The organism is Nocardioides ganghwensis (assembly GCF_014779655.1).
GTDB classification, from domain to species: Bacteria; Actinomycetota; Actinomycetes; order Propionibacteriales; family Nocardioidaceae; genus Nocardioides; species Nocardioides ganghwensis.
The window spans coordinates 44,205-70,792 of the sequence record NZ_JACXYX010000018.1; the positions used below are offsets into that span (position 1 = coordinate 44,205).

The 26,588-nt window shown below is 73.3% G+C and carries 26 protein-coding genes; 14 read left to right on the plus strand and 12 right to left on the minus strand.

Going from position 1 to position 26,588, the window contains the following annotated elements:
- The first annotated feature begins 1 nt into the window (after position 1).
- Both IEZ24_RS18250 and IEZ24_RS18255 read left to right on the plus strand, forming a co-directional pair.
- Positions 2-1,135 (plus strand): hypothetical protein, encoded by a 1,134-nt coding sequence (locus IEZ24_RS18250; RefSeq protein WP_129456266.1) that lies wholly within the window; start codon positions 2-4, stop codon positions 1,133-1,135.
- A gap of 13 nt (positions 1,136-1,148) precedes the next feature.
- A complete protein-coding gene (locus tag IEZ24_RS18255; protein WP_129456265.1) occupies positions 1,149-2,345 on the plus strand; it encodes a hypothetical protein in 1,197 nt (398 codons plus the stop codon).
- Positions 2,346-2,530: 185 nt separating this feature from the next.
- On the opposite strand, the gene IEZ24_RS18260 is transcribed toward IEZ24_RS18255, so the two are convergent.
- From IEZ24_RS18260 to IEZ24_RS18280, 5 genes are all read right to left on the minus strand, one after another.
- A complete protein-coding gene (locus IEZ24_RS18260; protein ID WP_129456264.1) occupies positions 2,531-2,725 on the minus strand; it encodes a hypothetical protein in 195 nt (64 codons plus the stop codon).
- Between the two features lie 119 nt (positions 2,726-2,844).
- Complete coding sequence (locus tag IEZ24_RS18265; protein ID WP_165356151.1) at positions 2,845-5,133, minus strand: aryl-sulfate sulfotransferase; 2,289 nt, start codon at positions 5,131-5,133, stop codon at positions 2,845-2,847.
- Between the two features lie 67 nt (positions 5,134-5,200).
- Entirely contained in the window at positions 5,201-5,851 is a 651-nt protein-coding gene (locus IEZ24_RS18270; protein WP_129456262.1) for a response regulator, read from the minus strand.
- Positions 5,848-7,878, minus strand: coding sequence for a sensor histidine kinase (locus tag IEZ24_RS22450; protein WP_129456261.1), 2,031 nt, complete (start codon positions 7,876-7,878; stop codon positions 5,848-5,850). Before IEZ24_RS22450 ends, IEZ24_RS18270 begins: the two co-directional genes overlap by 4 nt.
- A 36-nt stretch (positions 7,879-7,914) precedes the next feature.
- On the minus strand, positions 7,915-8,745 hold the full coding sequence (locus tag IEZ24_RS18280; protein WP_129456260.1) for a hypothetical protein: 831 nt from the start codon (positions 8,743-8,745) through the stop codon (positions 7,915-7,917).
- An 88-nt stretch (positions 8,746-8,833) separates the two neighbouring features.
- Here IEZ24_RS18280 and IEZ24_RS18285 point away from each other — a divergent pair, with 88 nt between their 5' ends.
- Together IEZ24_RS18285 and IEZ24_RS18290 are read left to right on the plus strand one after the other, a co-directional pair.
- The gene (locus tag IEZ24_RS18285) at positions 8,834-9,685 is read left to right on the plus strand and encodes a nucleoside hydrolase (protein WP_165356150.1); all 852 of its coding nucleotides are present in this window, start codon (positions 8,834-8,836) and stop codon (positions 9,683-9,685) included.
- 58 nt (positions 9,686-9,743) lie between these two features.
- Positions 9,744-10,043 carry a helix-turn-helix domain-containing protein gene (locus IEZ24_RS18290; protein ID WP_129456258.1) on the plus strand — a complete coding sequence of 100 codons (300 nt, stop codon included), beginning with the start codon at positions 9,744-9,746 and terminating at the stop codon, positions 10,041-10,043.
- 1 nt (position 10,044) lies between these two features.
- Here the strand turns inward: IEZ24_RS18290 and IEZ24_RS18295 are convergent, their stop codons facing one another.
- The 3 genes from IEZ24_RS18295 to IEZ24_RS18305 form a co-directional block, all read right to left on the minus strand.
- Entirely contained in the window at positions 10,045-10,647 is a 603-nt protein-coding gene (locus tag IEZ24_RS18295) for a ClpP family protease (RefSeq protein WP_129456257.1), read from the minus strand.
- Positions 10,644-11,258 carry a ClpP family protease gene (locus IEZ24_RS18300; RefSeq protein ID WP_129456256.1) on the minus strand — a complete coding sequence of 205 codons (615 nt, stop codon included), beginning with the start codon at positions 11,256-11,258 and terminating at the stop codon, positions 10,644-10,646. Before IEZ24_RS18300 ends, IEZ24_RS18295 begins: the two co-directional genes overlap by 4 nt.
- A gap of 109 nt (positions 11,259-11,367) precedes the next feature.
- Positions 11,368-11,850: a hypothetical protein gene (locus IEZ24_RS18305; RefSeq protein WP_129456255.1), complete on the minus strand. Its 483-nt coding sequence runs from the start codon at positions 11,848-11,850 to the stop codon at positions 11,368-11,370.
- A 48-nt stretch (positions 11,851-11,898) separates the two neighbouring features.
- Here IEZ24_RS18305 and IEZ24_RS18310 point away from each other — a divergent pair, with 48 nt between their 5' ends.
- Positions 11,899-12,999, plus strand: a complete 1,101-nt coding sequence (locus IEZ24_RS18310) for a WXG100 family type VII secretion target (RefSeq protein WP_129456254.1) — start codon at positions 11,899-11,901, stop codon at positions 12,997-12,999.
- Positions 13,000-13,017: 18 nt separating this feature from the next.
- Positions 13,018-13,437 (plus strand): hypothetical protein, encoded by a 420-nt coding sequence (locus IEZ24_RS18315; RefSeq protein WP_129456253.1) that lies wholly within the window; start codon positions 13,018-13,020, stop codon positions 13,435-13,437.
- A gap of 4 nt (positions 13,438-13,441) precedes the next feature.
- Here IEZ24_RS18315 and speB read toward each other — a convergent pair whose 3' ends face one another.
- Together speB and IEZ24_RS18325 are read right to left on the minus strand one after the other, a co-directional pair.
- A complete protein-coding gene (gene speB / locus IEZ24_RS18320) occupies positions 13,442-14,452 on the minus strand; it encodes an agmatinase (protein WP_129456252.1) in 1,011 nt (336 codons plus the stop codon).
- A 32-nt stretch (positions 14,453-14,484) separates the two neighbouring features.
- Entirely contained in the window at positions 14,485-15,078 is a 594-nt protein-coding gene (locus tag IEZ24_RS18325) for a Dps family protein (RefSeq protein ID WP_129456251.1), read from the minus strand.
- A 97-nt stretch (positions 15,079-15,175) separates the two neighbouring features.
- Between IEZ24_RS18325 and IEZ24_RS18330 the strand changes: the two genes are divergently transcribed.
- A complete protein-coding gene (locus IEZ24_RS18330) occupies positions 15,176-15,613 on the plus strand; it encodes an SRPBCC family protein (protein WP_129456250.1) in 438 nt (145 codons plus the stop codon).
- Here IEZ24_RS18330 and IEZ24_RS18335 read toward each other — a convergent pair.
- Positions 15,610-16,071 carry a DUF6328 family protein gene (locus IEZ24_RS18335; RefSeq protein WP_129456249.1) on the minus strand — a complete coding sequence of 154 codons (462 nt, stop codon included), beginning with the start codon at positions 16,069-16,071 and terminating at the stop codon, positions 15,610-15,612. The two genes, IEZ24_RS18330 and IEZ24_RS18335, sit on opposite strands and share 4 nt — an antisense overlap.
- Before the next feature lie 85 nt (positions 16,072-16,156).
- Between IEZ24_RS18335 and IEZ24_RS18340 the strand changes: the two genes are divergently transcribed.
- Positions 16,157-16,435 (plus strand): DUF7218 family protein, encoded by a 279-nt coding sequence (locus tag IEZ24_RS18340; RefSeq protein ID WP_129456248.1) that lies wholly within the window; start codon positions 16,157-16,159, stop codon positions 16,433-16,435.
- Between the two features lie 4 nt (positions 16,436-16,439).
- Here IEZ24_RS18340 and IEZ24_RS18345 read toward each other — a convergent pair whose 3' ends face one another.
- Positions 16,440-17,273: a DICT sensory domain-containing protein gene (locus IEZ24_RS18345; protein ID WP_129456247.1), complete on the minus strand. Its 834-nt coding sequence runs from the start codon at positions 17,271-17,273 to the stop codon at positions 16,440-16,442.
- A gap of 112 nt (positions 17,274-17,385) precedes the next feature.
- Between IEZ24_RS18345 and IEZ24_RS18350 the strand changes: the two genes are divergently transcribed.
- The 6 genes from IEZ24_RS18350 to recD all read left to right on the plus strand — a co-directional run bounded on the left by IEZ24_RS18350 (position 17,386) and on the right by recD (position 26,560).
- Positions 17,386-17,568, plus strand: a complete 183-nt coding sequence (locus IEZ24_RS18350; protein WP_129456246.1) for a hypothetical protein — start codon at positions 17,386-17,388, stop codon at positions 17,566-17,568.
- A 101-nt stretch (positions 17,569-17,669) separates the two neighbouring features.
- On the plus strand, positions 17,670-17,843 hold the full coding sequence (locus IEZ24_RS18355) for a CsbD family protein (RefSeq protein WP_129456245.1): 174 nt from the start codon (positions 17,670-17,672) through the stop codon (positions 17,841-17,843).
- Between the two features lie 66 nt (positions 17,844-17,909).
- Positions 17,910-18,038: a hypothetical protein gene (locus tag IEZ24_RS22150; RefSeq protein WP_263575466.1), complete on the plus strand. Its 129-nt coding sequence runs from the start codon at positions 17,910-17,912 to the stop codon at positions 18,036-18,038.
- 76 nt (positions 18,039-18,114) lie between these two features.
- Positions 18,115-21,468 carry an exodeoxyribonuclease V subunit gamma gene (recC, locus tag IEZ24_RS18360; protein ID WP_129456244.1) on the plus strand — a complete coding sequence of 1,118 codons (3,354 nt, stop codon included), beginning with the start codon at positions 18,115-18,117 and terminating at the stop codon, positions 21,466-21,468.
- Positions 21,468-24,812, plus strand: coding sequence for a UvrD-helicase domain-containing protein (locus IEZ24_RS18365; RefSeq protein WP_129456243.1), 3,345 nt, complete (start codon positions 21,468-21,470; stop codon positions 24,810-24,812). The genes recC and IEZ24_RS18365 overlap by 1 nt, the downstream gene beginning before the upstream one ends.
- Positions 24,809-26,560, plus strand: coding sequence for an exodeoxyribonuclease V subunit alpha (recD, locus tag IEZ24_RS18370; protein ID WP_191192881.1), 1,752 nt, complete (start codon positions 24,809-24,811; stop codon positions 26,558-26,560). The genes IEZ24_RS18365 and recD overlap by 4 nt, the downstream gene beginning before the upstream one ends.
- Positions 26,561-26,588 lie beyond the last annotated feature (28 nt).

Below are 26,588 nucleotides of genomic sequence, written 5' to 3' on the forward strand. Positions count from 1 at the left end.
CGTGGCCATGCAACCGTCTCTCGAACCGGACGACGCCCGACGTAGGCTGCGCGAAGCGGCCGTCCACCACGGCTTGCGGATCTTCGACGCAGTGCCGGCGCAGAACGCAGCGGCATCGGTCTGGTGGCCAGAGCCTCTCGACCCCGAGGGCTTCGTCGGCACAGCCGCGGAGCTGGGGATGCGCATCCTGCACATCGAGGAACCTCACTCGGAGATGATCGAGGACTGGGGTCTCGCGATGTTTGCGCTGGACGGAGTCCTGCACTGGTACGAGTGCGGCAGGTCTGCGGGCGATCCTGAGGACGACGACGACGTCACGGTCGAGATCGAGGAGGAGGACGAGCTGCCCACGCCCGCGGGCGACGCGACGGGGCGCACCAAGCGGGAGGTGATGGCGATGGTCAAGGCCATCGTCGACGATCCTGAGTACGACCCCTACCACCTCGACGTGGAGGCTGTGCTCGACAGGCACGCCGGATCCCTCACGCCCGACGAGCGTGCGAACGTTGACATGGAGGCCCGTATACGGTTCTCGCCCGTCTTCGATGCCCTTCGCCGCCGTGCTCGACCCATTGCCGAAAGCCTTGTCTCTCAGCACGCCCCCGATCCGTTCTTGTCCTACGACATGAAGGTGGTCGACTGGGTGAGAGAGCGAGCCCCCGAGCTCGAGCCGCGCATGGCGTCCTACGTCGCGCCGTGGATCGACGAGAAGCTCGACAAAGACAGGCAGCGCGCCTACCGGCGAGCTGAGGACGCGGCGCGCGACGTGTTGGCTTCGCTGGACCCTGAGACCCGTGATCGCTTTGGCTTCGCCTCACGCAACGCCATCCGAGATGGGATGGTCGCCGAGGCGGTCGACGAGCTCTCGGAGACCCTCGAACACTTCGACCGTCTCCGCGACCACGTGCTCTACAAGATGCGCGGCTTGGAGGAGGAGCTGTACGGACTGTCCCGCGAAAAGCGCTACGCCACCGTGGCTCAAGCGCTCGCGCAGCGCCTCCCCAGCAAGGCGGCGGTTGCACGCGAGCTGGGCATCACTCCCAACACTCTCAACCGCCTGCTCACGTCGTACCCCCAGGACGTGGACATCGACGAGTCGGATCATCTGAGGCGACTCCTGGAGGCCAACCAGTGAAAGGGACTCGCCCATGACCTCGCCGCCGACACCGAACGACATCACCGACGTGCTTCGCGACACCGCCGCAGAGGTCGGCCTGCGCATCTGGCCGGACCTCCCCGGCGACTTCTGGCACGGGACGGTGAGCTGGCCCGACGACGAGGACCCAGCGGGCTTCGTGCGTGAGGCCGCAGCGGTCGGAGCCAAGCTCCTCTACCTGGCGACTGCTGGCGAGGCTCCCGACGCGGTCAGTCACGTCGGCGCCGCCTTCGCCCATCAGGGGGTCATCTATCGGTTCGCCCATGGTTCTCGCCACGAGGCCCCGGAGGCCGACACCGACGTGGTCGACGGGAACTGGGAGGACTCCGACTCCGCCTCTGACTTGGCCCACGTGGACGTCGAGGCCTTCGCATTCGTTCGGGCGTACTCAGACAAGGGACCCGCAGGAGAGACGTGGCCCCAAGCCCTCGAGAGGATCATGGGCAGCAGGAAGCGGGCCGCCCGGCTCGAACCGATCGTGGACTCAGTCGTCGAGGATCCCGGCTACGGCCGGTTCAGCAACCGTCAGCCGATTCTGGAGCGGCACCTGACCGGTCTGAACGACCGCGACCGTCCGCTCGTGCGCCGCGCCGTGAACCACCGTTGGGAAGTGTTCGTGGAGCCCGGTCTGACGGCCCAGGCGGCTGAGATCTCCGGCGACCTGCTGGCCCGTCACGACCTGGACATCGACATGTACCGCTGGGGCGAGATCGAGGCCGTGGTCCTCAGCTCGATCCCCGATCTCGACCCGCAGCTTGCTCCATTCGTGGTCGGTGCGGTCCGGTCGGGACTCACCGAGCTCCGCGAGGAGGTCCACGCCGCGGCCAATCGCGATGGTCTGTCTCTCTACGAGGCACTGGATCCCCAGACGCGGGACACCTTGGGCTTCAACCGACGACCCGCGGCCCAGGCTGCTCTCCTGGAGGGCATGCTCGCCGACGTCCCCCAGCGCGCGCGGCGCTCCTACGTGAGCGAGCTCGTGGAGATCGAGCAGGCACGGAACCTGGTCTCCCGCGAACGCCGGTTCGCGACGGTGGGTCGGGCCCTGCTGGACCGCGGCATGGCCAAGACGGCCGCCGGGCGCACTCTCGGAATCTCGCCGGCGGTACTCGACCGGCTGCTGACCACCCACCGCGACGACGTGACGATCGACGAGGACGACTACCTCAGCGACCTGTTGAGGGCCTGACGGAGTCCGGGTTCCCCCTCATCTCGTCATGTCGACTTCGGCCTGTCGACGAAACCTCGCGTAGTGCCCTTGATAGACGACGCTGACGCTGCGCACCGGCCCCCAGCGGTTGCGCAGCAGGCCCGAGGAAGGTTACGCGCCGCTACGGATGAAAAGGTTTGGGTTCGAATCCCTACAGGCGCAAGTCACGCAGCCCGGTCGCCACGACCGGGCTGTTCTGCGTCCGGGCCCGCGTGGCGCGCGGTCCAGCCGCGCAGCTCGCGGTTGGCACCGATCAGGAACACGCCCATGCCGATGACGACGAACACCGCCATCGCCAGGAGCATGAGCGCGAAGACGGCGGGGGGCCAGTCGTGCTGGACGTACTGGTCGGTGGGCATCGGGACCTCCTGGGCTCGTCGATGCACCCACGATGGCCCGGCGAGCACCGGCGCGTCAGGTCCAGAGGACCCGTCGTGGGTGGGCCGGAAGGCCCGTCCCGGGAGACCGTGGGCGCCGGTCAGCGTTGACCACCGCGGACCCGGACCACCGCCTGCACCGCGTCGTCCAGGTCGGGCCGACCCGGGACGTTGGCACGCACCCGGATCCTCAGCCGGTCACCGGACCGGGCTGCCTCCCGTCGGGAGACCTTCACCTTCAGCACGACCTGTTCGCCCGCAGCCATCTCCGCGAGCCGGAGCCGGCCCCGGCGTACCTGGCGAGTGACGTCCTCCGCGCCCACGAAGTAGCGCACCCGGACGGCACGGCTGCCCGATGTGCCCCGGACCCGGAGGTCGGTCGATGTGCCGCCGTCGTTCTGCAGGCGCACCCGCACCGTCGTGCTCGCCCGGCGCAGCGTGGTCCGCACCCGCTGGCGCCCGTCGTACTGCCCGTCGCCGACCCACGACCCGCCAGGGGCACGCACAACGGCGTCCGGTCGTGCCGGGTTCGCGGGTGCCGGAGTCACCGGCGGGACGGACGGAGGTCCGGAGACCGTGTAGCCACGAGTCACGACCGTGCGGTTCCCGGCACCGTCGACGGCGACCACCTGCAGCGTCAACGGTCCCGATCGGCTGGTGTCCAGCAGGCCGGAGGTCGCCGTGCTGGTGCACTGCTGCAGGGAGGAGCCTCCCCGGTCCCGGCACTGCTGGGCGACCCGAACGGTGCTGCCCAGGTCGAGCACCGCGCCGTCGGCGGGGGCCTCGAGGACGACGGTGGGGTCGATGGCGTCGGCGACCTGGTGCTTGACCGCGCGGTAGCTGAAGTAGGGAGTGGACAGACCGTGGCTGCGGTCGTCCTCGAGCTGCCACACCACCTCGTCGGTCACAGCCTCGACCTCGGTGACCATGGCCTTCCTCGCCGAGGCCCAGCTGATCAGGGTGTTGCCGTTGTCCAGCCGGTTCACGCCGCCGGCGAACAGGGCGAACCACTCGGGACCGCCGTCGACCGGGTGCGTGTACTCCCAGACCAGCCGCGCGGTCCCGAGCCGTTCGTTCAGCTCGTACTCGGTGATCCGGGTGAACTGGCGACCCACGGGTTCTCCGGCCGGGTCGGCCGGGTCCGGGCACATCGCGGCGTCGTTGAAGAGGCCGTTGGTCGGCGAGGGCGACCCGTTGTCGAAGATCAGGATGTTGCCGTTGTCCAGCTGGCTCGCCGTGTGCTGGGCGCACGGACCGGCGTAGGGGTCGTCCGTGAAGTCGAAGTCGCTGAACTTGCCGCCGAGGCGCCAGACGACGTCGCCGAAGTCCCTGCCGTCGGTGCGGTCCTCGGCGTCCGACCAGGCGATCTTGACCACCGAGCTGGTGTGCCGGAAGGAGAGCAGCAGGTTCTGGTCACCGTCCACCAGCTCCCAGCTGTTGATGTGGGCGTAGTCGAGACGCATGGTCTCCGCGCCCGTCGTCGGGTTGGTGACGAACGGGTTCATGGTGTCGGTGGCGGCGATCGCGGCGTCCCGGGCGTCTCCGGTGAGCGTCGGGTCGACCGGCGCGAAGTGGTCTGCCGAGTTCCAGGTACGCACCACGTCGCCGGCGGCGTCCACCTCCTGGAGCACCGCGTTCTGCCGGTCGTGGTTGGCCGGGTCGCGCTCGTAGGCGGCCATGATCCGGCTGCCGTCCTCGCGGAGGATGGCGTCGTGGGCGTCCGTGGTCAGGCCGATGTTGCGTATCTCCCGGATCGGCTCGAAGGCCCGGTCGAGCTGCACCAACCGGGAGCCGGCCGCGTCCCCGCTGACGTCGTCGCGGAAGACGGTGTAGCCACCGAAACCGGTGGGCTTGAAGTCCTGGGAGGCCGAGTCACGGTTGGCGTGCACGAAGACAGGGACGCCGCGCGCGTCGACCGCCGCCTCGTACGTGTCGCTGCCGTTGGCGAACCGGTTGGGGGTGATCAGCACGTGCCCCGGCGTCGCTCCCGGCGACGCGACCGGCGTCGACAGCGCGGGGAACCCGTGCGGCAGGTAGACCACCGCGTGGACCGACCGGCCGGCCGCGTCGTCGATGAAGACGGCCACCTCGTCGCCGTCCTCGAGGCCGGTGACCGTGGCTGTCCCGTCCGGGTCGGGCGCCCCGTCGATCCAGATCCGGCCCGCCGGGTCCGTGGTGGTGGCCGTGATCGTCAGGCTCCCGGCGGTCTCCGGGGTGGTGGTGGCGGCGTAGCGCTCCACGTCGGGGTCGAACGCCGGGTACGTCGCGACACCGGTGCCGCTGACCACCAGCGAGTGGTCGGGCTCAGGCGCTGCGGTCGCCGCGGTGTGCAGGGGGGCCACCGCAACGGCGGTGGAGACGAGCAGAAGCGGCAGCGCGGTCCGGATCACGCTCGACACTAACCCGCACCGGCAGGTCAGCGACCCGTTCTGCTGGGAGCGGAGCAGCAAGGGTGGCTCACCCCGGATCCTGACCCAACCCCGCACGCCTGCCCCGGGCGATCGCCTCGGCGCGGTCGGCCACCCCGAGCTTGCTGAGCAGCACCGAGACGTTGTTGCGCACGGTCTTCTCGGACAGGAAGAGCTCGCGGGCGATCCTGCGGTTGTCGAAGCCACGGGCGACGAGGTCGAGCACCTCCCGCTCGCGCTCGCTGAGCTGGGGGAACATCTCGCGTCCGGGCTGGGCGGCGAGACCGCTGAACCAGCTGCCGAGCCGCGCCGCGACGGCCGGGCTGAAGACCGCTCCCCCGGCAGCGACCGTCGCCACGGCGTGGAGGAGGTCGGCGCGGCCGGCGCCCTTGACGACGTAGCCACGCGCACCGGCTCGCATGGCGGCGACCACGGCGTCGTCGTCCGCGGACATGGTGACCACCAGGATGCCGGTGTCCGGCGCGGTCGCGAGGATCTCGCGGGTCGCGTCGATGCCCGAGCCGTCGGGGAGGTTGAGGTCCATCAGCACGACGTCGGGGCGCAGGGCCGCGGCCTTCTCCACGGCCTCGCGCCGGTCGTGCGCCTCACCCACGACCTCCACGTCCGGCACCCCGGTGAGGGCCGCGCGGACGCCGTCGAGGAACAGGGGGTGGTCGTCGACGAGCAGGACGGTGGTCATCGGAGGTCTCCTACGGCGTGCGGCAGACGTACGTGGACGGTGGTGCCTGAGTCGGAGGTGTGCACGTCGAGCGTGCCGCCGACCTCCTCGGCGCGTTGCCGCATCGACTCCAGGCCGAGGCCCGAGCCGGTGGTCGAGCCGTCTGCGGCCGCCATGCCGACGCCGTCGTCACTGACCCGCAGCTCGACGTGCGGGCCGTCCCGTACGTCGAGGCGGATCTCCGTGGCCCCGGAGTGGCGTACGGCGTTGGCCAGCGCCTCGGCCGCGATGCGGTGCAGCGCCACCTCGACGGCCGGGTCGGCGGTGACGTGCTCGTCGATCTCGACCTCGACCTCGAGGCCGGGCGCACGGACGCGGTCGACGAGCGCGGACAGGGCGCGCGCGAGGCCGAGCTCGTCGAGCGCGGCCGGTCGCAGGCCGTCGGTGATCGCCCGCACCTCGGCGACGGCCTGCGCCACCCCGGCACCGACCGAGTCGAGCAGGCGGTCGACCGCCGGCTGCTCGGCGAGGTCCCGAGCGGTCTCGACCTGGAGACGTACGCCGGCGAGCGTGGCGCCGAGCCCGTCGTGCAGGTCGCGCCGGAGGCGGAGACGCTCGTCCTCCCGCGCGGCGACGAGGGCCTCGCGACTGCGCTGGAGCTGCTGGTGCAGCTGCAGCGCCGCCACGGCCGGGGCCACCTGGTCGGCGAGGCCGCGCAGCACCACCTCGTCACGCGGGTGCAGCGAGCGCTCGCCCGCGCGGGGCCACACGTCGAGCTCCGCGACCACGTCGCCCCGGTGCCGCAGCTCGAAGGCGGCCGGGCGCTGGTCGCCCGTGGTCCCGGCAGCGGCCACCGGCCGCTCGATGCTGTCGCCCGACAACCACACGAGGGCACCGGGTAGCCGCAGCGTCTCCACGACCGTGTCGACCAGCAGCTGCGGCACCCGGGCGACGTCGAGGCCGGCCTCGGAGAGCCTGGTGCCGAGCGCGCTGGTCACGGCGAAGGGGTCGGCCCGGTCGCCGTAGAACATCCGGTCGACGCCGGCGGTCAGCCGCCTCGCCAGCGGCTGCATCAGTGCGCCGGTGAAGCCTGCTGCGACGGCGGCGCTGAGCGCGGACTGGTGCTGCGGCAGCGCTTGGAGCAGCGCGAACAGCGTGAGGTAGGCGCCGGCCAGGCACGTGCCCAGGCTGGTGGCGACCAGTGCCCGGCGTACGGCGACGTCCATCTCGTAGAGACCGTGCCGGGTGATGGCGACCCCGATCGCGAGCGGGACGAGGGCCGCGGCGAAGGCCTGCGCGAGGATGTCGACCGGGGACGGGAGCGGGCCCTGGGCGAGGGTGACCGCGATCAGCACCCCGACCGCTGCCAGGAGGACGAGCACCTGCCGGCGCGCGAGACCCCGGCTCCGGACCAGGCGCACGACCAGCGAGGCGACACCGGCGAGACCGGCCGGTACGAGCAGCGCGACGGCGACCCAGGTCAGTCCCCGCGACACCGTCAGGTCGGTGACGGGCTTGGTGAGCTCGGTGCGGCCCTCGAACGTCAGCGGGTGGATCGCCAGGCCCACGGTCAGGAGCACCAGCCCGACCCCGGCGGCCCCGGCCGCCCACCGCCACGGCCTGCCCGCCAGGAGTCCGTCGGGGTAGAACAGCGGGACGAGCGTCAGCAGCGACAGGAAGCCCGGCGCCCAGATGCTCGTCAGCAGCATGACCGCGACGCCGGTGGCCACCGAGGGCTCCGTGGCCGCCTGGGCCCACACCGTGGACAGCGCAGCCACCCCCGCGCAGGCTCCGGCGACCATGAGGATCCAGGCGAGCGCGCGCCCCCCGCGTCGCAGCGCCGGTGAGCTGAGGACGACGAGTGCCGTGACGGGGTAGGAGACGGCGACGACCACGTCGACCGGGACCTCGCCGGCCACCGCGAGGTCCCACGTGTCGAGGACTGCGGCGAGCACGAGGGCCAGGAGCCCGCCGCCGACGCCCGGAACGGCGGCCAGCGCCGCGACCGCGGTCACGGGACGTGACCGGGGTCGCGACGCTGGCTGCACGTGGCGGAGTGTAAGTCGGGCGGACACCGCGCGAGGTCAGTTCCGCGCGGCCTGGCGGCGTACGACGGCCGAGGCGGCCCCGGCGAGGGCGCCGCACGCCAGGACGAAGAGCGACCAGGGGGTGCTCTCGCCGAGGGCGAGCCCAGCCGAGCCCAGGACCACCATCGCCGGGGCGAAGCCGACCGCGAGCGCCCGGGCGGCGGGGAGCAGGGCGGCGAGCAGCGCGTGGGCGGCCAGGGTGATCGCGATCCAGGCCATGTCGAAGTAGTGCGGGTTCTCCGCGTGGTAGCCGGTGGTCGACGCGTTCTGGAGGGCGACCTGGTCGACCGCGAAGGGCAGGAGCACCGCGCTGGCGGCCAGCGCGACCGGAGCGAGCAGCGGGTCGACCTGGACCGGGACGCGCAGCCGCGGTCGCAGCGGCAGCGACGCCCACAGCAGCGCGCCGGGGATCCCGATCATCGCCATGAGAACCGGCGCACCCCCGCCCTGGGCCGCCAGGGCGCACCCGGCACCCGCGGTCATCAGGACGAGATGGGCCAGGCCCGCCGCGGTGCTCGGTCGACGACCCTGCCAGCCGGCGCGGAGCAGGACCAGGATCGGCAGGAGCCACAGGGCGCACAGGATCAGTCCCTGGCCCGTGAGCTGGTGGAACCGGTGGTCGGAGTCGGTGCCCGTGACGAGCATGCCCGTGATGGTGACGGTGAAGACGGTCGGGATCGCGCAGGCCAGCAGGCCGGTGAGGACCAGCAGGGAGCGCCGGCCGCGGCCGACGGGCCGGGTGTCGCGGGTGGCGGCGGACGGGGAGGCGGACGGGGAGGCGGACGAGGAGGTGGAGTGGACGGTGGACGGGGTGGTGTGTGTGGTCATGGCTCGACCTTGCGGCTCCCGGTGTCCCGGGGACATCGGGCAGATGTCCCGGCGAGGTCCCGGGCCGCTCCGTCCCTATCCTGACGCCGTGACGGTGCGACGCGATCTCCGCGCGAGACGAGTCGTGCTCGACGTCGACACCGGCATCGACGACGCCCTGGCCCTGTTGTACGCGACCGCCAGCCCGGCGCTCGACCTGTGCGGGGTGACGGTGGTGGCCGGCAACGTGCCGGTCGAGGTCGCGACCCGCAACTCCACGGCCGTGCTGTCCCACGTGGGCGCCGACCACGTACCGGTCGCGATCGGTGCCGGCCGGACCCTGTCGGGGTCCGGTCCGCGCGAAGGACCGACCGACCACGGTGCGGACGGACTGGGCGGCGTACGCGTGCGTCGCGGCGCCGCGCCCTCGGAGCACGGACCCCGGTCCCTGCTCCGGTCCGTCGCCTCCGACGGTCCGGTGACCCTCGTCGGCCTGGCTCCGCTGACCAACCTCGCCGTGCTGGCTCCGATGGCCGACGACGTCGTCCTGGTGGCCGGTGAGCTCGGGGGCGGGGAACCCGCCGAGCCCAACGCCGCTCACGACCCCGGCGCCACCGCGCGCGTCCTGGCGGCTGGCCGCCCGCTCACGCTCCACGTCGCCGACGTCTTCGAGCGGGTCTCGGTGCGGCCCGACGACGTCGCGCGGCTCAGGTCGTCCGGCCGTGCCGCGGCCCAGCTCGCCGGCGAGCTGCTCGCCGTACGGCGGGGTCACCTGGTCGGCGACGCGGGCGCCCTCGTGCTGATCACCCACCCCACCCTGTTCCGCGTGGAGCGGCGACGCATGGGGATGGTCGGCGAGCACCTCACCGAGACACCCGACGGGCGGTGGGTCGACGTCGTGGTCGACGTCGACCGGGAGCGTGCGGCACGCACCGTCGTCGACGCCCTGCTGACTGCCTGAGTTCTGCTCTGGGCGGAACAAGTGGGCCGGGCAGCACCGGACTGGCTAGGTTCGGCGCATGGGCGAGATCCTGCGGTTCCCCGACCGACCGGGCGACGAGGCGGTCGAGGCGCCCGAGCCCCTGTGGCGCGAGCTCGTCGGCCGCGAGCTGCACCGCGAGCGTACGAAGCGCGGCGAGCGCCTGGTCGACGTCGCCGGGCGGGCGGGCGTCTCGGTGCAGTACCTCTCCGAGGTCGAGCGCGGGCTCAAGGACCCCTCCTCGGAGATGCTCCACGCCATCGCCGGTGCCCTCGACCTCGGCGTGCGCGAGCTCGCCACCCGCGTGGCCCGACCCGACGCGCTGGCGCTCGCGGCCTGACTCACGCCAGCGCCGGCACCTGCTCGCGCAGGACGGTGTCGACGATCCCGTGGTCGACGGCCGCCTGCCCCGGGAGCACCAGGGTGCGGTCGGTGTCCTGCCGCACCTGCTCGGTCGTGCGTCCGGTGTGCTCGGCGAGGATCTCCTCGAGCACCAGCCGGACCCGGGCGACCTCGTCGGCCTCGAGGATGAGGTCGGGGACGGTGCCGCGTCCCTGGGTCGCGGGCTGGTGGAGCACCACCCGGCCGTGCGGCAGGATCGCCCGGCTGCCGGGCGCTCCGCCGGCCAGCAGCACGGCCGCGGTCCACGCCGCCTGGCCCACGCACACGGTCTCGACGCGGGGCTTGACGAACTGCATCGCGTCGTAGATCGCGAGGCTCGCCGAGATCGAGCCGCCCGGTGAGTTGATGTAGAGGCTGAGCGGCAGCTCGGGGTTCTCCGAGGCGAGGTGCAGCATCTGCGCGATCACCGCGTTGGCCACCCCGTCGTCGATCTCGGTGCCGAGGTAGACGATGCGCTCGGACAGCAGCCGGGAGTAGAGGTCGAGGGTGCGCTCGCCGCGCGGGGTCTGCTGGACGACGTACGGGATCGGGTAGCCGCTCATCGCACACCAGCCAGCCCGAGGGCGTGCGACCGCCCGGGCGCGACGTGGTCGATGCTGGTGACCAGCTGGTCGACGAAGCCGTACGCGAGCGCCTGCTCGGCGCTGAACCACCGGTCGCGCCGGGAGTCGCGCTCGACGGTGTCGCGGTCCTGGCCGGTGTGCTCGGCGATGAGGCCGAGGACGGTGTCGCGCGTGTGGCGGAGGTCGTCGGCCTGGATCTCGATGTCGACGGCCGTGCCACCGATCCCGGCCGAGCCCTGGTGGAGCAGGACGCGGGCGTGCGGGAGGGCGTACCTCTTGCCGGGTGTGCCCGCGGAGAGGAGGAACTGCCCGGCACTGGCCGCCATGCCCATGGCGATCGTGCTGACGTCGTTGGGCACCAGGCGCATCACGTCGTGGATGGCCAGCATCGCGGAGACCGACCCGCCCGGGGAGTTGATCCAGAGGCTGATGTCGGCGCGGGGGTCCTCGGCGGACAGCAGCAGCAGCTGGTGCATCAACCGGTTGCCGTTGCGCTCGCCGAGCTCCTCTCCCAGCACGATGATGCGTCGGTGCATGAGGCGGCGGACCAGCTCGTCCTCGATGCGGTCAGGGGTGGTGTGGGTGCTCATGGACCCAGCGTGGCGCCGCCCGGGCCGTCGCCACAGGGCGTTCTGCCCGGGGCGGATCCGCCCGGGGCAGAGCGGGAGCACGCGGCGCGCGCGGCAGGCGAGCCGTCGGTCAGCGGCTGAACACCGGCCGGATGTCCTCGGGCGGCGCGATGGTCTCGTCGGGCCCCCATGCGTCGAGCTGCGCGCCGTCCGCGGCGGCCAGCTCACGCAGTCGGATCGGGAACTCCCACACGCCCGCTCCGGAACCGGTGGCGAGGCGGTTCACCATGTGGAGGTAGAACGGCCGCTCCGAGCCGGGCTGCACCCACACCTCGGCCAACGGCGACACCGCCACCTGCTGCAGGCTCGACAGCGGGACCGTACGGCTCGCGAAGCGGCCCTGGGCACGGAGCTCTCCCTCGCGCACCACCACGCACCGCCGGAGCTCCAGCAGCGTGACCGCACCCACGGCCAGGAAGGCGAGGCCCCACGGGTTCTGCTTCCAGGCGACGCTCCCGAGCCCGACGAGCAGCAGCAGCGCGCCGCCGGCGAGGAAGGCCCAGCGCTCCGACCAGTGCGGACGACCGATGAGGGTGTTTGCGTCATGTGGCACATGGGCATGGTGCCACCACGCCACACCCGCCAAACTCCCTGAGGACCCATGCCTGCGTTCAGAGTCATCCCCGGATCCCTCGACCAGTACGCCGGAGTGCTGGGCGACGGGGGGCACGACGTCAACCTGGCCAGCGCGTTCGGCACGACAGCGGCCGGCTACGTGTCGAGCTACTCCTCGGTCCCGTACGACTCGAGCGACCTGTTCGAGGAGGTCTACAGGGCCAACGCGAGCGTCGTGGCGCGGCTGGAGCGGGCGATGCCCGAGATCGAGCTCCTGCTCGAGCAGTCGGCAGCAGCGCTGGTCGCGTCCGCCCGGGACTACCGCACGACCGACGAGGCCCAGAACGCCCGGGCCGACGGTCTGTGGGACGGCCGGCTCGGCCCCGTCCCGCCGCTGTCGGACATCCCCTCCTCGAACGGCAGGGTCACCGACCCGACGTCGCGCCTGTCCGGGGTTCCCTCGAGCGACGCGAGCATCCCCGACCCGGTGCACTGGGTGATGGACAAGGCCGGCTGGATCTCCATCGCCGGCACTGCCCTCAAGATCGCGTCCCTCTTCGGCCTCGACCCGATGGCGAGCCTCACGAAGGCCGTGACGGGGAACTACGGCGAGCTCGCGCAGGCCGGGCACGCGGCCGAGGCGCTCGCCGACTTCGAGCGCGCGGCGGCCGACGCGATCAACACCGGGCTCGGCGCGATGCTCCAGGACTGGACAGGCAACGCCGCCGACGAGGCGCAGCTCTACTTCTCCCAGCTGGCCACGGCGCTGGAGGCCCATGCGCGAGAGCTCGACGACCTGGGGCAGAAGTACGCCGAGCTGGTGCAGGCGTGCGCGCAGATCGCCACCGTGCTGAGCAGCCTGCTCGCCATCGCGATCGACAAGATCCTCATGTGCGTGGCCTCCCTCGCAGCGGCGGGCTGCCTGTCCACTGTGCCGGGCATCAACGTGCTGGTCAGCCTGATCGGCGCCTACCAGGTGTGGACCACCAAGGACGCGGTCGCGGCGTTCATCAAGGCGTGCACCGGCGTGACGCTCGTCGTCGAGTCGTTCCTGGGCCTGGTGCTCTGGATCGACCAGGCGTTCATGGACCAGGACGTCGCGTCGACCTTCCCACCGGCCCCCTACGCCAACAGCTCGCAGTCCTGAGCCCGGAGGACCTCCGACGTGAACGACTTCTCCGCCATCGACGCGATGGCACACGGTGACGAGCGCGCCGCCCGACAGCTGCGCGCCGACGTCGCCGTCATCTCCCGCCGCACGGACGACCCCGACCTCCGTCACCTCTGCCACGACATCCTCGCCGGTCGCCAGAGCGTCCGGCGGATGTTCGAGCACCCGTCCTTCTGGGCGATGGCCGACCGCAACATGGCCAACCTCGAGCAGGGCCTGGCCAGGCTCAGCGACGACGAACGCGAGGCGCTGATGGACCGCGTCGGCGAGGAACGGACGGACGACTCCGAGATCGAGGCCCTGACCGAGGGAGAGGAGACCGACGCCGTGGCCGCCGACCGGGAGGCCGAGGCGAGGCGCGAGGACGGACGCCCGGGCGACGCCGGCCCGCCGGGCACGGGGCGCTGGGGCTGAGCCCCTACCGGTCCAGCAGCGGCCGGGCCGGGTCCCAGGTCGTGCCGTCGCGCTCGTCGCGCCGCCTGCGGGCGATGGCCGACAACGCCTCGAGGACGACCCGGTTGGCCAGCGCCGCGGTGATGTCGGCGTGGTCGTAGGGCGGGCTCACCTCGACCACGTCGACACCGACCACCGGCAGCTCGAGGCAGATGCGGCGTACGGAGTCGAGCAGCTGCCGGGCGGTCAGCCCGCCGGGCTCGGGCGTGCCGGTGCCGGGAGCGTGGCCGGGGTCGCAGACGTCGATGTCGACGGAGAGGAAGACCCCGTCGCACTCGTCGGTGGCGATGCCGAAGGCCTCGGTGAGGCACTCCTCCAGGCCGCGGTGGACGATCTCGGTCATCTCGTAGGACCGCATCCGCTCCGCGGCCATCCAGTCCAGCGTCTCGGGCCCGGGCCAGTAGCCGCGCAGTCCCATCTGGAGGAAGCGGTCACCGCGCAGCGCGCCGGACTCGATGAGGCGGCGCATCGGCTGGCCGTGGCCCCAGAGCGACCCGAACTCGATGTCGCCGGTGTCGGCGTGCGCATCGAAGTGGATCATCGACACGCGCCCGTGGCCGAGCACGTTGGCGACGCCCTTGGCGTCGGGGTAGGCGATGGAGTGGTCGCCGCCCAGCACGACGGGGATCGCGCCGACGCGGGCCACCTTCTCGACCGCGGCCTCGAGCCGGCCGAGCGTGGTCTCGATGTCGCCCGGCGGCAGCTCGACGTCGCCGGCGTCGAGCACGCGCAGGTCCTGGAGGCCGTCGGTGCGCAGCGCCAGCGAGGGCCGCGACCCGTCGTGGGGCAGGTAGTCGGTCATCCGGATGGCCTGCGGCCCGAACCGGGTGCCGGGACGGTGCGAGGTGCCCCCGTCGAACGGCGCCCCCACGACCACGACGTCCGCGCCGGCGTACGTCGACTCGTCGTCGAGGTCGCAGGCGGGCACGCCCAGGAAGGTGATGTCGGGACCGAACTGTGCGCCGTAGCGGGCCATGCGCCGACTCTAGGGGTCGCGACCCGCGCGGGTCAGCGCTTGCGGGAGGCCTTGCGCGCCGCGCCGACCTCGCTCTGCGCGTCCTCGGTGACCAGCGCGCCGCTCGTGCCCTGCAGGTGGGCGCGGACGAACCACTGGAACTGCTCGAGGTCGGCGGTCTGGCCGATGAGGACGTCCTCGGTGACGGGGTCGTCGCCGACCGCTTCGATCGCGGCGCGGTGGTCCTCGATGACGCCGTTGTAGACGAGGTCGAGCGCGGCGAGGTGGGCGGCCGTGTCGGCGCGGTCGAGGTCGTAGTCGTCCCACGTGCGAGCCGCGACCAGCGCGCCGGGCAGCCCGTTGGGCGGCACGCCGAGGGTCGACATGCGCTCGGCGAGGACGTCGACCATGTCGCGCACCCCGTCGATCTGCGGGTCGAGCATCTCGTGCACGCCGATGAAGTGCGGACCCACGACGTTCCAGTGCGCGTGCTTGAGCGTCAGCGCGAGGTCGTTGAGCGCGTGGACGCGCATCTGGAGGGCCTCGGCGACTGCGTGGCCCGTCTTGGTGGTCAGGCCCGGCACCGTGAGCGGCGCGTCGGCGTCGCTGGTGACCGGGGTGCTGGTGGTTGTCGTCTTCTTGGCCATGCCCCCAACATAGGACAAACCATGGACAAACCACACCGCCCGTAGGTAGGTGCTCGGCCGGCGGAGCCCGTTGGAGGCGCTCGCTAGCGTCCATCCCATGCCGTCGATCACGCGCACCTTCACCACCACCGCCCCGCCGGAGGCGGCCCACGCCTACCTCGCCGACTTCCGCAACGCGGAGGCCCGGGACCCGGGCACCAGGACCTGCGAGCGGACCGGCGGCGACGGCGGGGTCGGCACGACGTACCGCAACGTCTCGTCCTTCCTCGGCCGCGAGGTCGAGGTGGCGTACACGACCGTCGAGCTCGTCCCGCCCACCCTCGTCCACCTGCGCGGCACCAACGAGCAGTTCGAGGGTCACGACATCTTCGAGGTCCGCGCCTCGGGTGCGGGGTCGGAGGTCACCTACACCGCGCGGATGGGCTTCTCCGGGGTCTCGCGCCTCGCCTCGCCGCTGGTGCAGGCCTACCTGCCGGTCCTCGCGCGGAAGACCGTCGACCAGCTGCGCTCCTGCCTGGACCGCCAGCCCGGCTAGTCGCTCGCCACCCGGTGCGGCAGCAGCACCAGCAGCACGGCCAGGACACCCAGGGCGCCGACGCCCATCGCCGCGGCCCACGCGCGGTCGTACACCACGTCGACCACCAGGAAGAGGATGCCGGCCATCAGCAGGGCGATGAGCCCGAGCGCCGCCGCCGTCAGCCGGTGGGCGGCCCGGACGAGCTCGGGCTTGGAGTCCTCCTGGAAGACCCGGCGATGGATCGCCACGGGCGTCAGCGTCACCCCTACCGTGGCGAAGGCCAGGGCGAGCAGCCCGACGTACCACCCGCGCTGGAAGGCGTCGAGCGCCTCGAAGCGTGACTGGAACGGCAGCGTCGCCAGGAACCCGGCCAGGAGCTGCACGCCGGTCTGGCTGACGCGCAGCTCCTGCAGCAGCTCGTTCCAGTTGCGGTCCGCCCGCTCCTGGGGCGTCTCGTCTCGGGTTCGTGCGGACATCCCCCGGACGCTACTCGGCCGGCGCGGACTGCCCACCCCCTCACGGGTGAGGAGCCACCGTGCGTCGGGTGGCACCGTGGGAGGCATGGCCGAGAAGAAGAAGGCAGACCCGGGCCCGTCGGTGAAGGACCCCGAGGTGTACGAGGCGCTTCGCGACGACGGGGCGAGCAAGGAGAAGGCGGCGCGGATCGCCAACGCCGCCGCCGCACAGGGCCGGTCGAAGGTGGGCGAGCGCGGCGGCGAGGCGAGCGACTACGAGGACCGGACGGTCGAGGAGCTGCGCGAGCGTGCGGCCGAGCTCGACATCGAGGGTCGCTCGTCGATGTCGAAGGCCGAGCTGATCGACGCGCTCCGCAACCACTGACCGATCAGCGCGCCGACCCCATCTCGGCGAGCGCGCGCAGCCACGTGCGGTCGGCGTCGACCGATGAGGTGGCAGGCGCGGGACGCACCGCGTCGACCAGGCGCGTGGCGCTCGCCGGGACCTCCCCGCCCGCGTTCCGTACGACGCCCGTGAGCACGCGCGCCGCGGCGACCGCGACCGCGCGGTGCGTGCTGATGACGGCCTCGTAGGCCGGCTCCGCGGCGCCGGACGGCACCTCCCACGCGGCGACCAGCGCGGCGTACGAGTCGCCGAGGCAGACGACCGCCCACTCCCGGCGCAGGGGGGAGTCGCCGGGCAGCTGGCACCGGACCGGCGACGCGGTGAGGTCGGCCGGCGTGTCCTCGTCGAAGTCCGCGACGACGGCCGCCCAGGCAGCCGTCCGGCCGAGCTCCTCCCAGCGGTGTCGCGAGGAGGCGTAGCGGTGCCCGAGCTGGAAGGCGCCGAGCACGACGGCGCGGTCGCCGCGGGCGAGGCACTCGTCCTCCACCGCGTGGGACGCGGCGATGAGGGCGCGACGGCCGAACCGGAGCGGACGTACGCCGGGGGCCGCCGCCGCTGCGGCCGCGAAGACCGAGCGCTCGTCCGCGACGTCCCGGTCGCGGACGACGGTGTCGATCGCGACCTGGAGCGGGAGGCCGCCGTCGCGCACCTCGAGCACCCGCCGGACCAGCTCGACGTCGGCGTCGGTGAAGCGGCGGTGGCCCGAGGGCGAGCGCTCGCCGCTCGGGAAGCCGAACCGGTTCTCCCAGGTGCGCAGCGTCCCGGGCGTGACCCCGGCGCGCGCCGCCAGGACACCGATGCTGAAGCCCTCCGACATGACGACCCTCCTCGAGAAGAACTGCCACACCCCTTGTCAGGTGTGCAGGAATAACTTATACAGGTGTGTAGAGGTTTTCATCCAGCCCACCCCCGGACGTCAGGAGACTCCCATGGTCAGCGTGATCCTCATCAGCACTGCCGCCATCATCGTCGCGATCGTGGGGTGTGCGGTCATCTGGCGCATGGACGCCCTCCGCGCCGACGAGATCGAGCACACCCCGCCGCCCGAGCGTCCTCGCGCGCAGCTCGCCGCCACCGACACCCCCCGCCCGACGTCGCTGCCCTCCTCCTGAGGGCCCCTGCCCACCCGCACGGGTGTCGTTGACCGCGCACCCGCGTGGCAGGTTGGAGAGCGGGCCACCCGGTCCGCACCGACCTCACAGGAGGAAACGACATGGGTCTCGACGACAAGATCGACAACAAGACGGACGAGATGAAGGGCAAGGCCAAGGAGGCCACGGGCAAGGCCACCGACGACGAGAAGCTCGAGGCCGAGGGCAAGGGCGACCAGGCCGGCGCCAACCTCAAGCAGGCCGGCGAGAAGGTCAAGGACGCCTTCAAGGGCTGACTGCCCGGTGGGCCCGTCCCGCCCTCGCCGGTGCATGACGGCACCGGCGAGGGGTACGGGCTCCCCATGAACCGCGACCCCGATCACCTCGACCCCACGAACCAGAGCGGCCGGCCGGTCATGGTGACCGGGGCGGTCGTCGGCATCATCCTGGCGCTCGCCCTCCTGGCGGCGGTCTACTTCTACGTCCGCTGACCGCGGCCGCTCGCCACCGGCTGGTCCCGGCCGGTCCCGGCCGGTGATGTCGGTCGGCGCTCATAGGGTGGGCGCCGTGAGCCTCCACCTGCACACCGCCGAGCGCACCGACGCGCTCGCCGACGGACTGGCGGACCTGCTCGTCACTCCCCTGCCCGACCCGTTCGCCCGCGAGGTCGTGGTCGTGCCGGCCCGCGGGGTCGAGCGCTGGCTCACCCAGCGGCTCTCCCACCGGCTCGGCGTCGGCGACCGCGGCGACGGCGTGTGCGCCGGCGTCGGCTTCGTGACACCCCACTCGCTGGTCTCGATGCTGCTCGACCGCGACGCAGAGGACCCCTGGAGCCCCGACCGGCTCGCCTGGCCGCTGCTCGCGGTGATCGACGACGTGATGGGCACCGCCGGCTTCGATGACCTCACCCGCCACCTCGGGGGCGGCGACCCCGGTGACGACCGCTCGGCCCGTCGCTACGCCGTCGCGCGGCGCCTGGCCGGGCTGTTCTCCTCCTACGCCGTCCAGCGGCCGGCCCTGCTGACCGACTGGCGCGAGGGGCGCGACCGCGACGGCACCGGAGCCGACCTCGACCCCGACCTGGTGTGGCAGGCCGGGCTGTGGCGGCGGCTGCTCGACGAGGTGCCCGCTCCCCCGCCCGACGTACGCCACGCGCAGACGCTCGAGCGGCTGTGCGCCGGCGGCGACGACCTCGACCTGCCCTCGCGCCTGTCGCTGTTCGGCCACACCCGCCTGCCCGAGACCGAGGTGTCGCTGCTCGCCGCGCTGGGCACGCTGCGCGACGTGCACCTGTGGCTGCCGCAGGCCTCGACCGCGCTGTGGGCGGCGCTGGAGCCGGCCGCCCGCGAGGGGCAGGTGCCACGGTCGAGCGACACCTCGGCCGACGTCGTCGGCCACCCGCTGCTCGGGTCGCTCGGTCGCGACTCGCGCGAGCTGCGCCGGACCCTCGGCGACCTGCCCGCCGAGTCGGCCGGCCGCGTCCCGGTCGCCCCCGACACGCTCCTGGGGCTGCTCCAGCACGACCTCCGCGCCAACCGCGCGCCCGACGCCGGCGAGCGCGCCGCCCGCGGCACGCCCCGCACGGGCGACGACTCGGTCCAGGTGCACGCCTGCCACGGCGCGGCCCGGCAGGTCGACGTGCTCCGCGAGGTGCTCGTCGGGCTGCTGGAGGACGACCCGTCGCTCGAGCCGCGCGACATCCTCGTGATGGTGCCCGACATCGAGACCTACGCGCCGCTGATCTCGGCGTCGTTCGGCATGCCCGACGTCGCCGGCGACGGCGCCGGGCACCCCGGCCACCAGCTGCGCGTACGCCTCGCCGACCGGTCGCTCGCGGCCACCAACCCGCTGCTCGCCCTCGCGGCCCAGCTCGTGGGGCTCGTCCGGGGCCGGATGACGGCCAGCCAGGTGCTCGACGTCGCCGGGGCGGACCCGGTGCGGGCGCGGTTCGGCCTCGGCGACGAGGAGCTCGAGCGCATCACCCACTGGGTCGACGTCAGCGGCGTGCGGTGGGGCTACGACGGCGACCAGCGCGGCGCCTTCGGGCTGGGCGGCCTCGACGCCAACACGTGGGTCACCGGGATGCGACGGGTGCTGCTGGGGGCGGCCATGTCGGGCCTGGACCACCGCCACGTGTCCGGCACCGTCCCCGTCGACGACGTCAGCGACGGCGACCTCGACCTCGTCGGGCGCTTCGCCGAGCTCGTCGAGCGCATCCACGCCTTCGTCGAGTCCGCCGAGCGTGCGAGGACGGTGACCGACTGGACCACCGCCCTGTCCGACGCCGTGCACCGGCTCACGTCGACGCCGCTGACCGAGGTCTGGCAGGTCGCGCAGTTCGACCGCGAGGTGGCGCGGATCGCCGCCGGCGCGGGCGACTCCGGCACCCTGCTGCGGCAGGCCGACGTACGCGCCCTCCTCCAGCAGCGGCTGCGCGGCCGGCCCACGCGCGCCAACTTCCGCACCGGCACCCTCACCGTCTGCACGATGGTGCCGATGCGGTCGGTGCCCCACCGCGTCGTGTGCCTGGTCGGCCTCGACGACGGTGTGTTCCCGCGGGTGTCCACCGTCGACGGCGACGACGTGCTGGCCCGGCGACCCCGCACGGGCGAGCGCGACCTCCGCGCCGAGGACCGGCAGCTGTTCCTCGACGCGATCGTCGCGGCCACCGACAAGCTCGTCATCACCTACACCGGCCGGGGCGAGCACACCGGCTCCGAGCGTCCGCCGGCGGTGCCGCTGGGCGAGCTGCTCGACGCGCTCGACCGCACGGTGGCCGAGCCGGTGCGCGACCACGTGCTGACCCACCACCCGCTGCAGCCGTTCGACGAGGCCAACTTCGTCGTCGGCGCGCTGCGCGGGTCGGACCCGTTCACCTTCGACCGCCTCGCGCTGGCCGGCGCCACCGCCGCGCGAGGCGAGCGGGAGCCGGTCACCGTGCTCGTGCCGACGCCCCTGCCGGCCCCGGACCCGACGCCGCGGGACGTCTCGCTGGCCGACCTCCAGGACTTCTTCGCCCACCCGGTGCGCGGCTTCTTCCGGCGGCTGCGGATCGCGCGCCCCTACGACGCCGACGAGGTCGAGGACGCGATCCCGATCAGCCTCGACGGTCTGGACAAGTGGGCCATCGGCGACCGCATCGTCACCAACGTGATGTCCGGGGCCGACCCGCGGGACGCCATGCTGGTCGAGCAGCTCAGCGGGTCCCTCCCGCCCGCCGCACTCGGCGTCGGCGTGCTGCGCGAGATCGTGGGCAACGTCAAGCCGCTGGTCGAGACGGCGCAGTCGCTGCGCAGCGGGCCGCGGCGCACCCTCGACGTCGACATCGACCTCGGTGGCGGACGCCGGCTCTCCGGCACCGTCGGCGACGTGTGGGGCAACCGGGCGGTCGCGGTCTCGTTCTCCAACCTCGGCGCCAAGCACCGGCTCGCCTCGTGGATCAACGCCCTCGCCCTGGGCGCCGGCCTGCCCGACGAGAACTGGACCGTGCACACCATCGGCAAGCACCGCTCGGGCGGGCAGGTGCAGCAGGTCGGGCCGCTCGCCCAGCACGAGGCCGAGCAGTGGCTGCGCGACCTGGTCGCCCTCTACGACGCGGGCCGCTGCGAGCCGCTGCCGCTCCCGGTGAGGACGTCGCTCGCCTGGGCCGAGGAGTCCCGCCGCGTCCGGGCGGGCAGCGACGGCGACCCCGACGTACGGGCGCGCGCGGAGTGGGAGACGCCCCGCTTCAACGACTCGGGGTTCCCCAAGGAGGACGCGGACGTGTGGCACGTACGCGCCTTCGGTGAGGCCGCCGACTACGACCTGCTGGCTGCAGGCGTCCGCGACGGTGAGGACGGGCCGCACCGCCTCGGCCACTACGCGTGGCGGCTCTGGAGCCCGCTCATCGACGGCGGCCACGAGACGATCAGGGGCCTGTGATGGACACCTTCGACATCGCCGCCGACCTCCATCCCGGCACGACCCTGCTGGAGGCCAGCGCCGGCACCGGCAAGACCTGGACCATCGCGGCGCTGGTGGCCAAGCAGGTCGCCTCAGGCGAGGTGCGACTCGACGAGATGCTCGTCGTCACCTTCACCCGGGCCGCGAGCCAGGAGCTGCGCGAGCGCGTACGCCGCCAGCTCGACGAGGCGGTCCAGCTGCTGGCCGACCCGGCGCTCCGCGACCCCGACAACCGGTTGCACGCCTGGCTGCTCGACGCGACCGCGGACGAGGTCGCCCGCCGCCTCGACCGGCTGACCGCGGCACTGGTGTCGTTCGACGCCGCCACCATCGCGACGATCCACCAGTTCTGCCAGCTCGTGCTGCGCAGCCTCGGCGTCGCGGGCGACACCGACGCCGCCGCCACCCTCGTCGAGGACCTCGAGCAGCTGACCACCGAGACCGTCGACGACCTCTACCTCGCCCGGTTCGGGCAGGAGGAGAAGCCGCCCTGGACGCGTGCCGCCGCGCTCGAGCTGGCGCGTACGGTCGTCGGCGACCCGCGCGCCGTCGTCGAGCCCGCCGCGGCCCTCACCGCCTCACCCGACTCGGCCGCCGCGATGCGGGTGCGCTTCGCCACCGAGGTGCTCGAGGAGGTCGAGCGCCGCAAGCGCCGGCTCGGGATCCTCAGCTACGACGACCTCCTCAGCCAGCTCGCCGACGCGCTCGAGGACACCACCGCCGCGGCCCGGCGCCGCATGCAGCACCGGTGGAAGTTCGTGCTGATCGACGAGTTCCAGGACACCGACCCGGTGCAGTGGCAGGTCTTCCAGCGGGCCTTCTCCGAGACCACCACCATGGTGCTGATCGGCGACCCCAAGCAGGCGATCTACGCCTTCCGCGGTGGCGACATCGTCACCTACCTCCAGGCCTCGGAGACGGCGACGACGGTCCAGACCCTCGGCGTCAACTGGCGCTCGGACGGACCGCTGCTCGACTCCGTCCACGCCGTCCTGCGCGGCGCCCGGCTCGGCGACGAGCGGATCGTCGTGCACCCGGTCCAGGCGCACCGCACGTCGTCCCGACTGCAGGGGGCCGGCGCGCCCTTCCGGCTGCGGGTCGTGCGGCGGGCCGAGCTCGGCAAGGGCCCGCGCTCCAAGCCGCCGGTGGCGCTGTGGCGCGACCACGTCATCACCGACACGGCCCACGACGTCAGGCGGCTCATCGAGTCGCGGCCGACCTTCGACGGCCGCGAGCTGAGGCCTGGCGACATCGCGGTCCTCGCCGCCCGCCGCAACGAGCTCGACGCCGTCCAGCACGCGCTCGCGCAGGTGGGGGTGCCGTCGGTGGTCAACGCCGGCGGGTCCGTCTTCCACACCCCCGCGGCCGGGGAGTGGGTCGCCCTGCTCGAGGCCCTCGAGCAGCCGCACCGCGCCGACCGCGTCCGCGCCGCGGCGCTCACCTCCTTCTTCGGCCACACCGCGGCGTCGCTCGACGCCGGGGGCGACGACCTGACCGACCGGCTCGCCGACCGCGTACGCCAGCTGGCCGACGTCTTCACGGAGCGCGGGGTCGCCGCCGTCGTCGAGGTCGCCGCTGCCGAGGGCCTGACCGCGCGGGTGCTGGCCCGCGTCGGCGGCGAGCGGACGCTCACCGACCTGCGCCACATCGGGGAGTCGCTGCTGCGGGTCTCGACCGAGGAGCGCCTGGGCCTGGTGGGCCTGCTCGCGTGGCTGCGCGAGCAGGTCGCGGACGACAAGCTCGAGGTCGCCTCCGAGCGCACCCGGCGCCTCGACTCCGACGCCGAGGCCGTCCAGCTGGTCACCATCCACGGCAGCAAGGGCCTGCAGTACCCCGTCGTCTACCTGCCGACCCTCTGGAACCGCTACACCGGGCGCGAGCCCGTCGTCCCGCTCTACCACGACGACGACGGCCAGCGCTGCCGCGACGTCGGCGGCCCGAGCGCCTTCCGCCGCGAGGCGGTGGCCCGGCACTGGCGCGAGGACGCCGGTGAGTCGCTGCGACTGCTCTACGTCGCGATGACCCGCGCGCAGTCGCAGGTCGTCGCCTGGTACGCCGCGGCCGAGCGCAACACCCCCGACTCCCCGCTGCACCGGGTCCTGTTCGGCCGGCGGCCCGGCATGGCCCCCGTCCCCGACAGCCAGGCGCTGGTCGACGAGGACCGCCTCACGACGATCCTGGCGGCCTGGCAGGACGCCGGTGGTCCGAGCGTCGAGCTCGCGACCCTCGTCCCGCCCGACCCCACCCCCCTGCAGCGCTCGACCGAGGACCTCGCCGTGCGAGCGTTCACCCGGTCGGTCGACACCGCCTGGCGCCGCACCTCCTACTCCTCGCTGTCCGCGGCCAGCGCGTCGCACGCGGCCGCGGCGTCGCTGTCGGAGCCCGAGGACGTGCCCGACGAGGACTCGACCGTCTCGGCGGAGGACCTGGGCGACGCGGCTGCCGCGACCGCGCTCCCGGCCGCGGCGTCCGTGCCGTCGCCGATGGCGACGCTGCCGGTGGGCGCCACGTTCGGCTCGCTCGTGCACGCCGTGCTCGAGCACGCCGACCCGGCGGCCGACGACTTCCGCGGCGAGCTGCTGCGGCTCATCGACGAGCAGCTCGTGTGGTGGCCGGTCGAGCTCGACCCGGACGAGCTGGCCGACGCCCTCGTCGCGGTCTGCAGCAGCCCGCTCGGCCCGCTGGCCGCCGACCGGACCCTGCTGTCGCTGGGACTGCCCGACCGGCTGCGCGAGCTCGACTTCGAGGTGCCGCTGGCCGGCGGCGACACGGCGGCGCCCGCCACCGACGTACGCCTCGGCGACCTCGCGCCGCTCCTGCGCCGCCACCTGCCCGACGGCGACGCCGTGCGGGTCTACGCCGACGCCCTCGACGCCGACCCCGACCTGGCGGCGCAGTCGCTGCGCGGCTACCTCACCGGGTCGATCGACGTGGTGCTGCGCCTCGACGTGGACGGTGCGCAGCGGTTCCTGACCGTCGACTACAAGACCAACTGGCTGGGTCCGGTCGACCAGCCGCTGACCGCGCACGACTACCGGCCCGAGATGCTCGACGAGGCGATGGCGCACTCCGACTACCCACTCCAGGCCCTGCTCTACACCGTGGTCCTGCACCGCTTCCTGCGGTGGCGGCTCCCGGCCTACGACCCCGCGACCCATCTCGGCGGCGTGCTCTACCTCTACCTGCGGGGGATGTGCGGGCCGGACACGCCCGTCGTCGACGGCATGCCGTGCGGCGTCTTCTCGTGGCGCCCGCCGGTGGCCCTCGTCGAGGAGCTGTCCGACCTGCTCGACGGCGTACGCGCGGGGGTGACGGTGCCGTGAGCGACGTCTTCGAGCCGGTCGACGCCCATGACCGCGACCTCGCCCTCGCGGCGACCGGCGTGCTCGCGACCTTCAACACGGCCGGCGTGCTCACCGCGGCCGACGTGCACGTCGCGTCCGCCCTCGGCAGGCTGGTGGGCGAGAGCGACGAGGCGGTGCTCCTCGCGGTCGCGCTGGCCGTGCGCGCCGTACGCCACGGATCCGTCTGCCTCGACCTGGCCGCGGTGCCGGGCTCGCTGCCGGACCGCGACCTCCCCTGGCCCGCGCCAGCCGGCTGGGCGAGCGCCGTCTCGGCGAGTCCCCTGGTCGCCGCCGAGGTGGTGCACCTCGAGCACGGGCTGGTCTACCTCGACCGCTACCACGAGCAGGAGACGCAGGTCCTCGACGACCTGCGAACCCGTGCGCTGGTGGCGCACGTGGTCGACCGCGACCTGCTGGAGGAGTCCCTCGCCCGGGTCTTCCCGGGCGCCGAGGCCGACGAGCAGCGCGCTGCCTGCTGGAGTGCGGCCACCCGGGCCACGACCGTGGTCACCGGCGGTCCGGGCACCGGCAAGACGACCGCCGTGGCCGGCCTGCTGGCTGCGCTCGTCGAGCAGGCGGAGGCGTCCGGCGTGGCGCTGCGCGTCGCGCTCGCGGCACCGACCGGCAAGGCCGCCGCCCGCCTCGAGCAGTCCGTGCGCGCCTCGGCGGCCCGGTTCGGCGACGCCGACCGGGCACGGCTGGCCGACGTGTCCGCGATGACGCTGCACCGGCTGCTGCGCCAGGACCCCGGCAACAGCACCCGCTTCCGCCACCACCGCGGCAACCGGCTCCCGCACGACCTCGTCGTCGTCGACGAGGCCTCGATGGTGTCGCTGACGATGATGGCCCGGCTGCTGGAGGCCGTACGCCCCGAGGCGCGGCTGGTGCTCGTCGGCGATCCCGACCAGCTCAGCTCGGTCGACGCCGGTGCCGTGCTGACCGACCTGGTCCGCGGCTACGAGCACCGCGACGACAGCCCGGTCGCCGCGCTGCGCACCGCCCACCGCTACGGCGCCGAGATCGGCCGGCTGGCGGAGGCCCTGCGGCTCGGCGACGCCGACGCGGCCATCGACGCGCTCCGGTCCGGGGGCGACGCCGTCGAGTGGGTGGCCGACGGCGACCCCGCCGGCACGATCCGGTCGGCCGTGCTGCCCCACGCCCTCGCCGTGCACGACGCGGCCGCGGCCGGTGACGCCGCGCGGGCGCTCGCCGCGCTCGACCGGCACCGCCTGCTGTGCGCGCACCGCGACGGCCCCTTCGGCGTACGCCACTGGAACCGTCGCATCGAGCAGTGGTTCACCGCCGAGACCGGCGTGCCGGTCCACGACGCGGCCTATCCCGGCCGCCCGATCCTGGTGTCGTCCAACGACTACTCGCTCGGCGTCTACAACGGCGACACCGGCGTGGTCGTGGCCGGTCCCTCTGGTCCGCGGGCCGCGATCGCGACCGGCGTGGGCTCGCTCGACCTCGCGCCCTCGCGCCTGGGCGACGTCGAGACGATGCACGCGATGACGATCCACAAGTCGCAGGGCAGCCAGGCCGACGAGGTCACCGTGCTGCTGCCCGACGAGGAGTCGCGCCTGCTGACCCGCGAGCTGTTCTACACCGCGGTCACCCGGGCGCAGCGCAAGGTGCGGGTCATCGGCTCGGAGTCGGCGGTGCGCGCGGCCATCGCGCGGCAGGCGCTGAGGGCCAGCGGGCTGCGCGCCCGCCTGTCGGATGCCTGAAACGTGGCCGACACGCGCGACCGCTAGC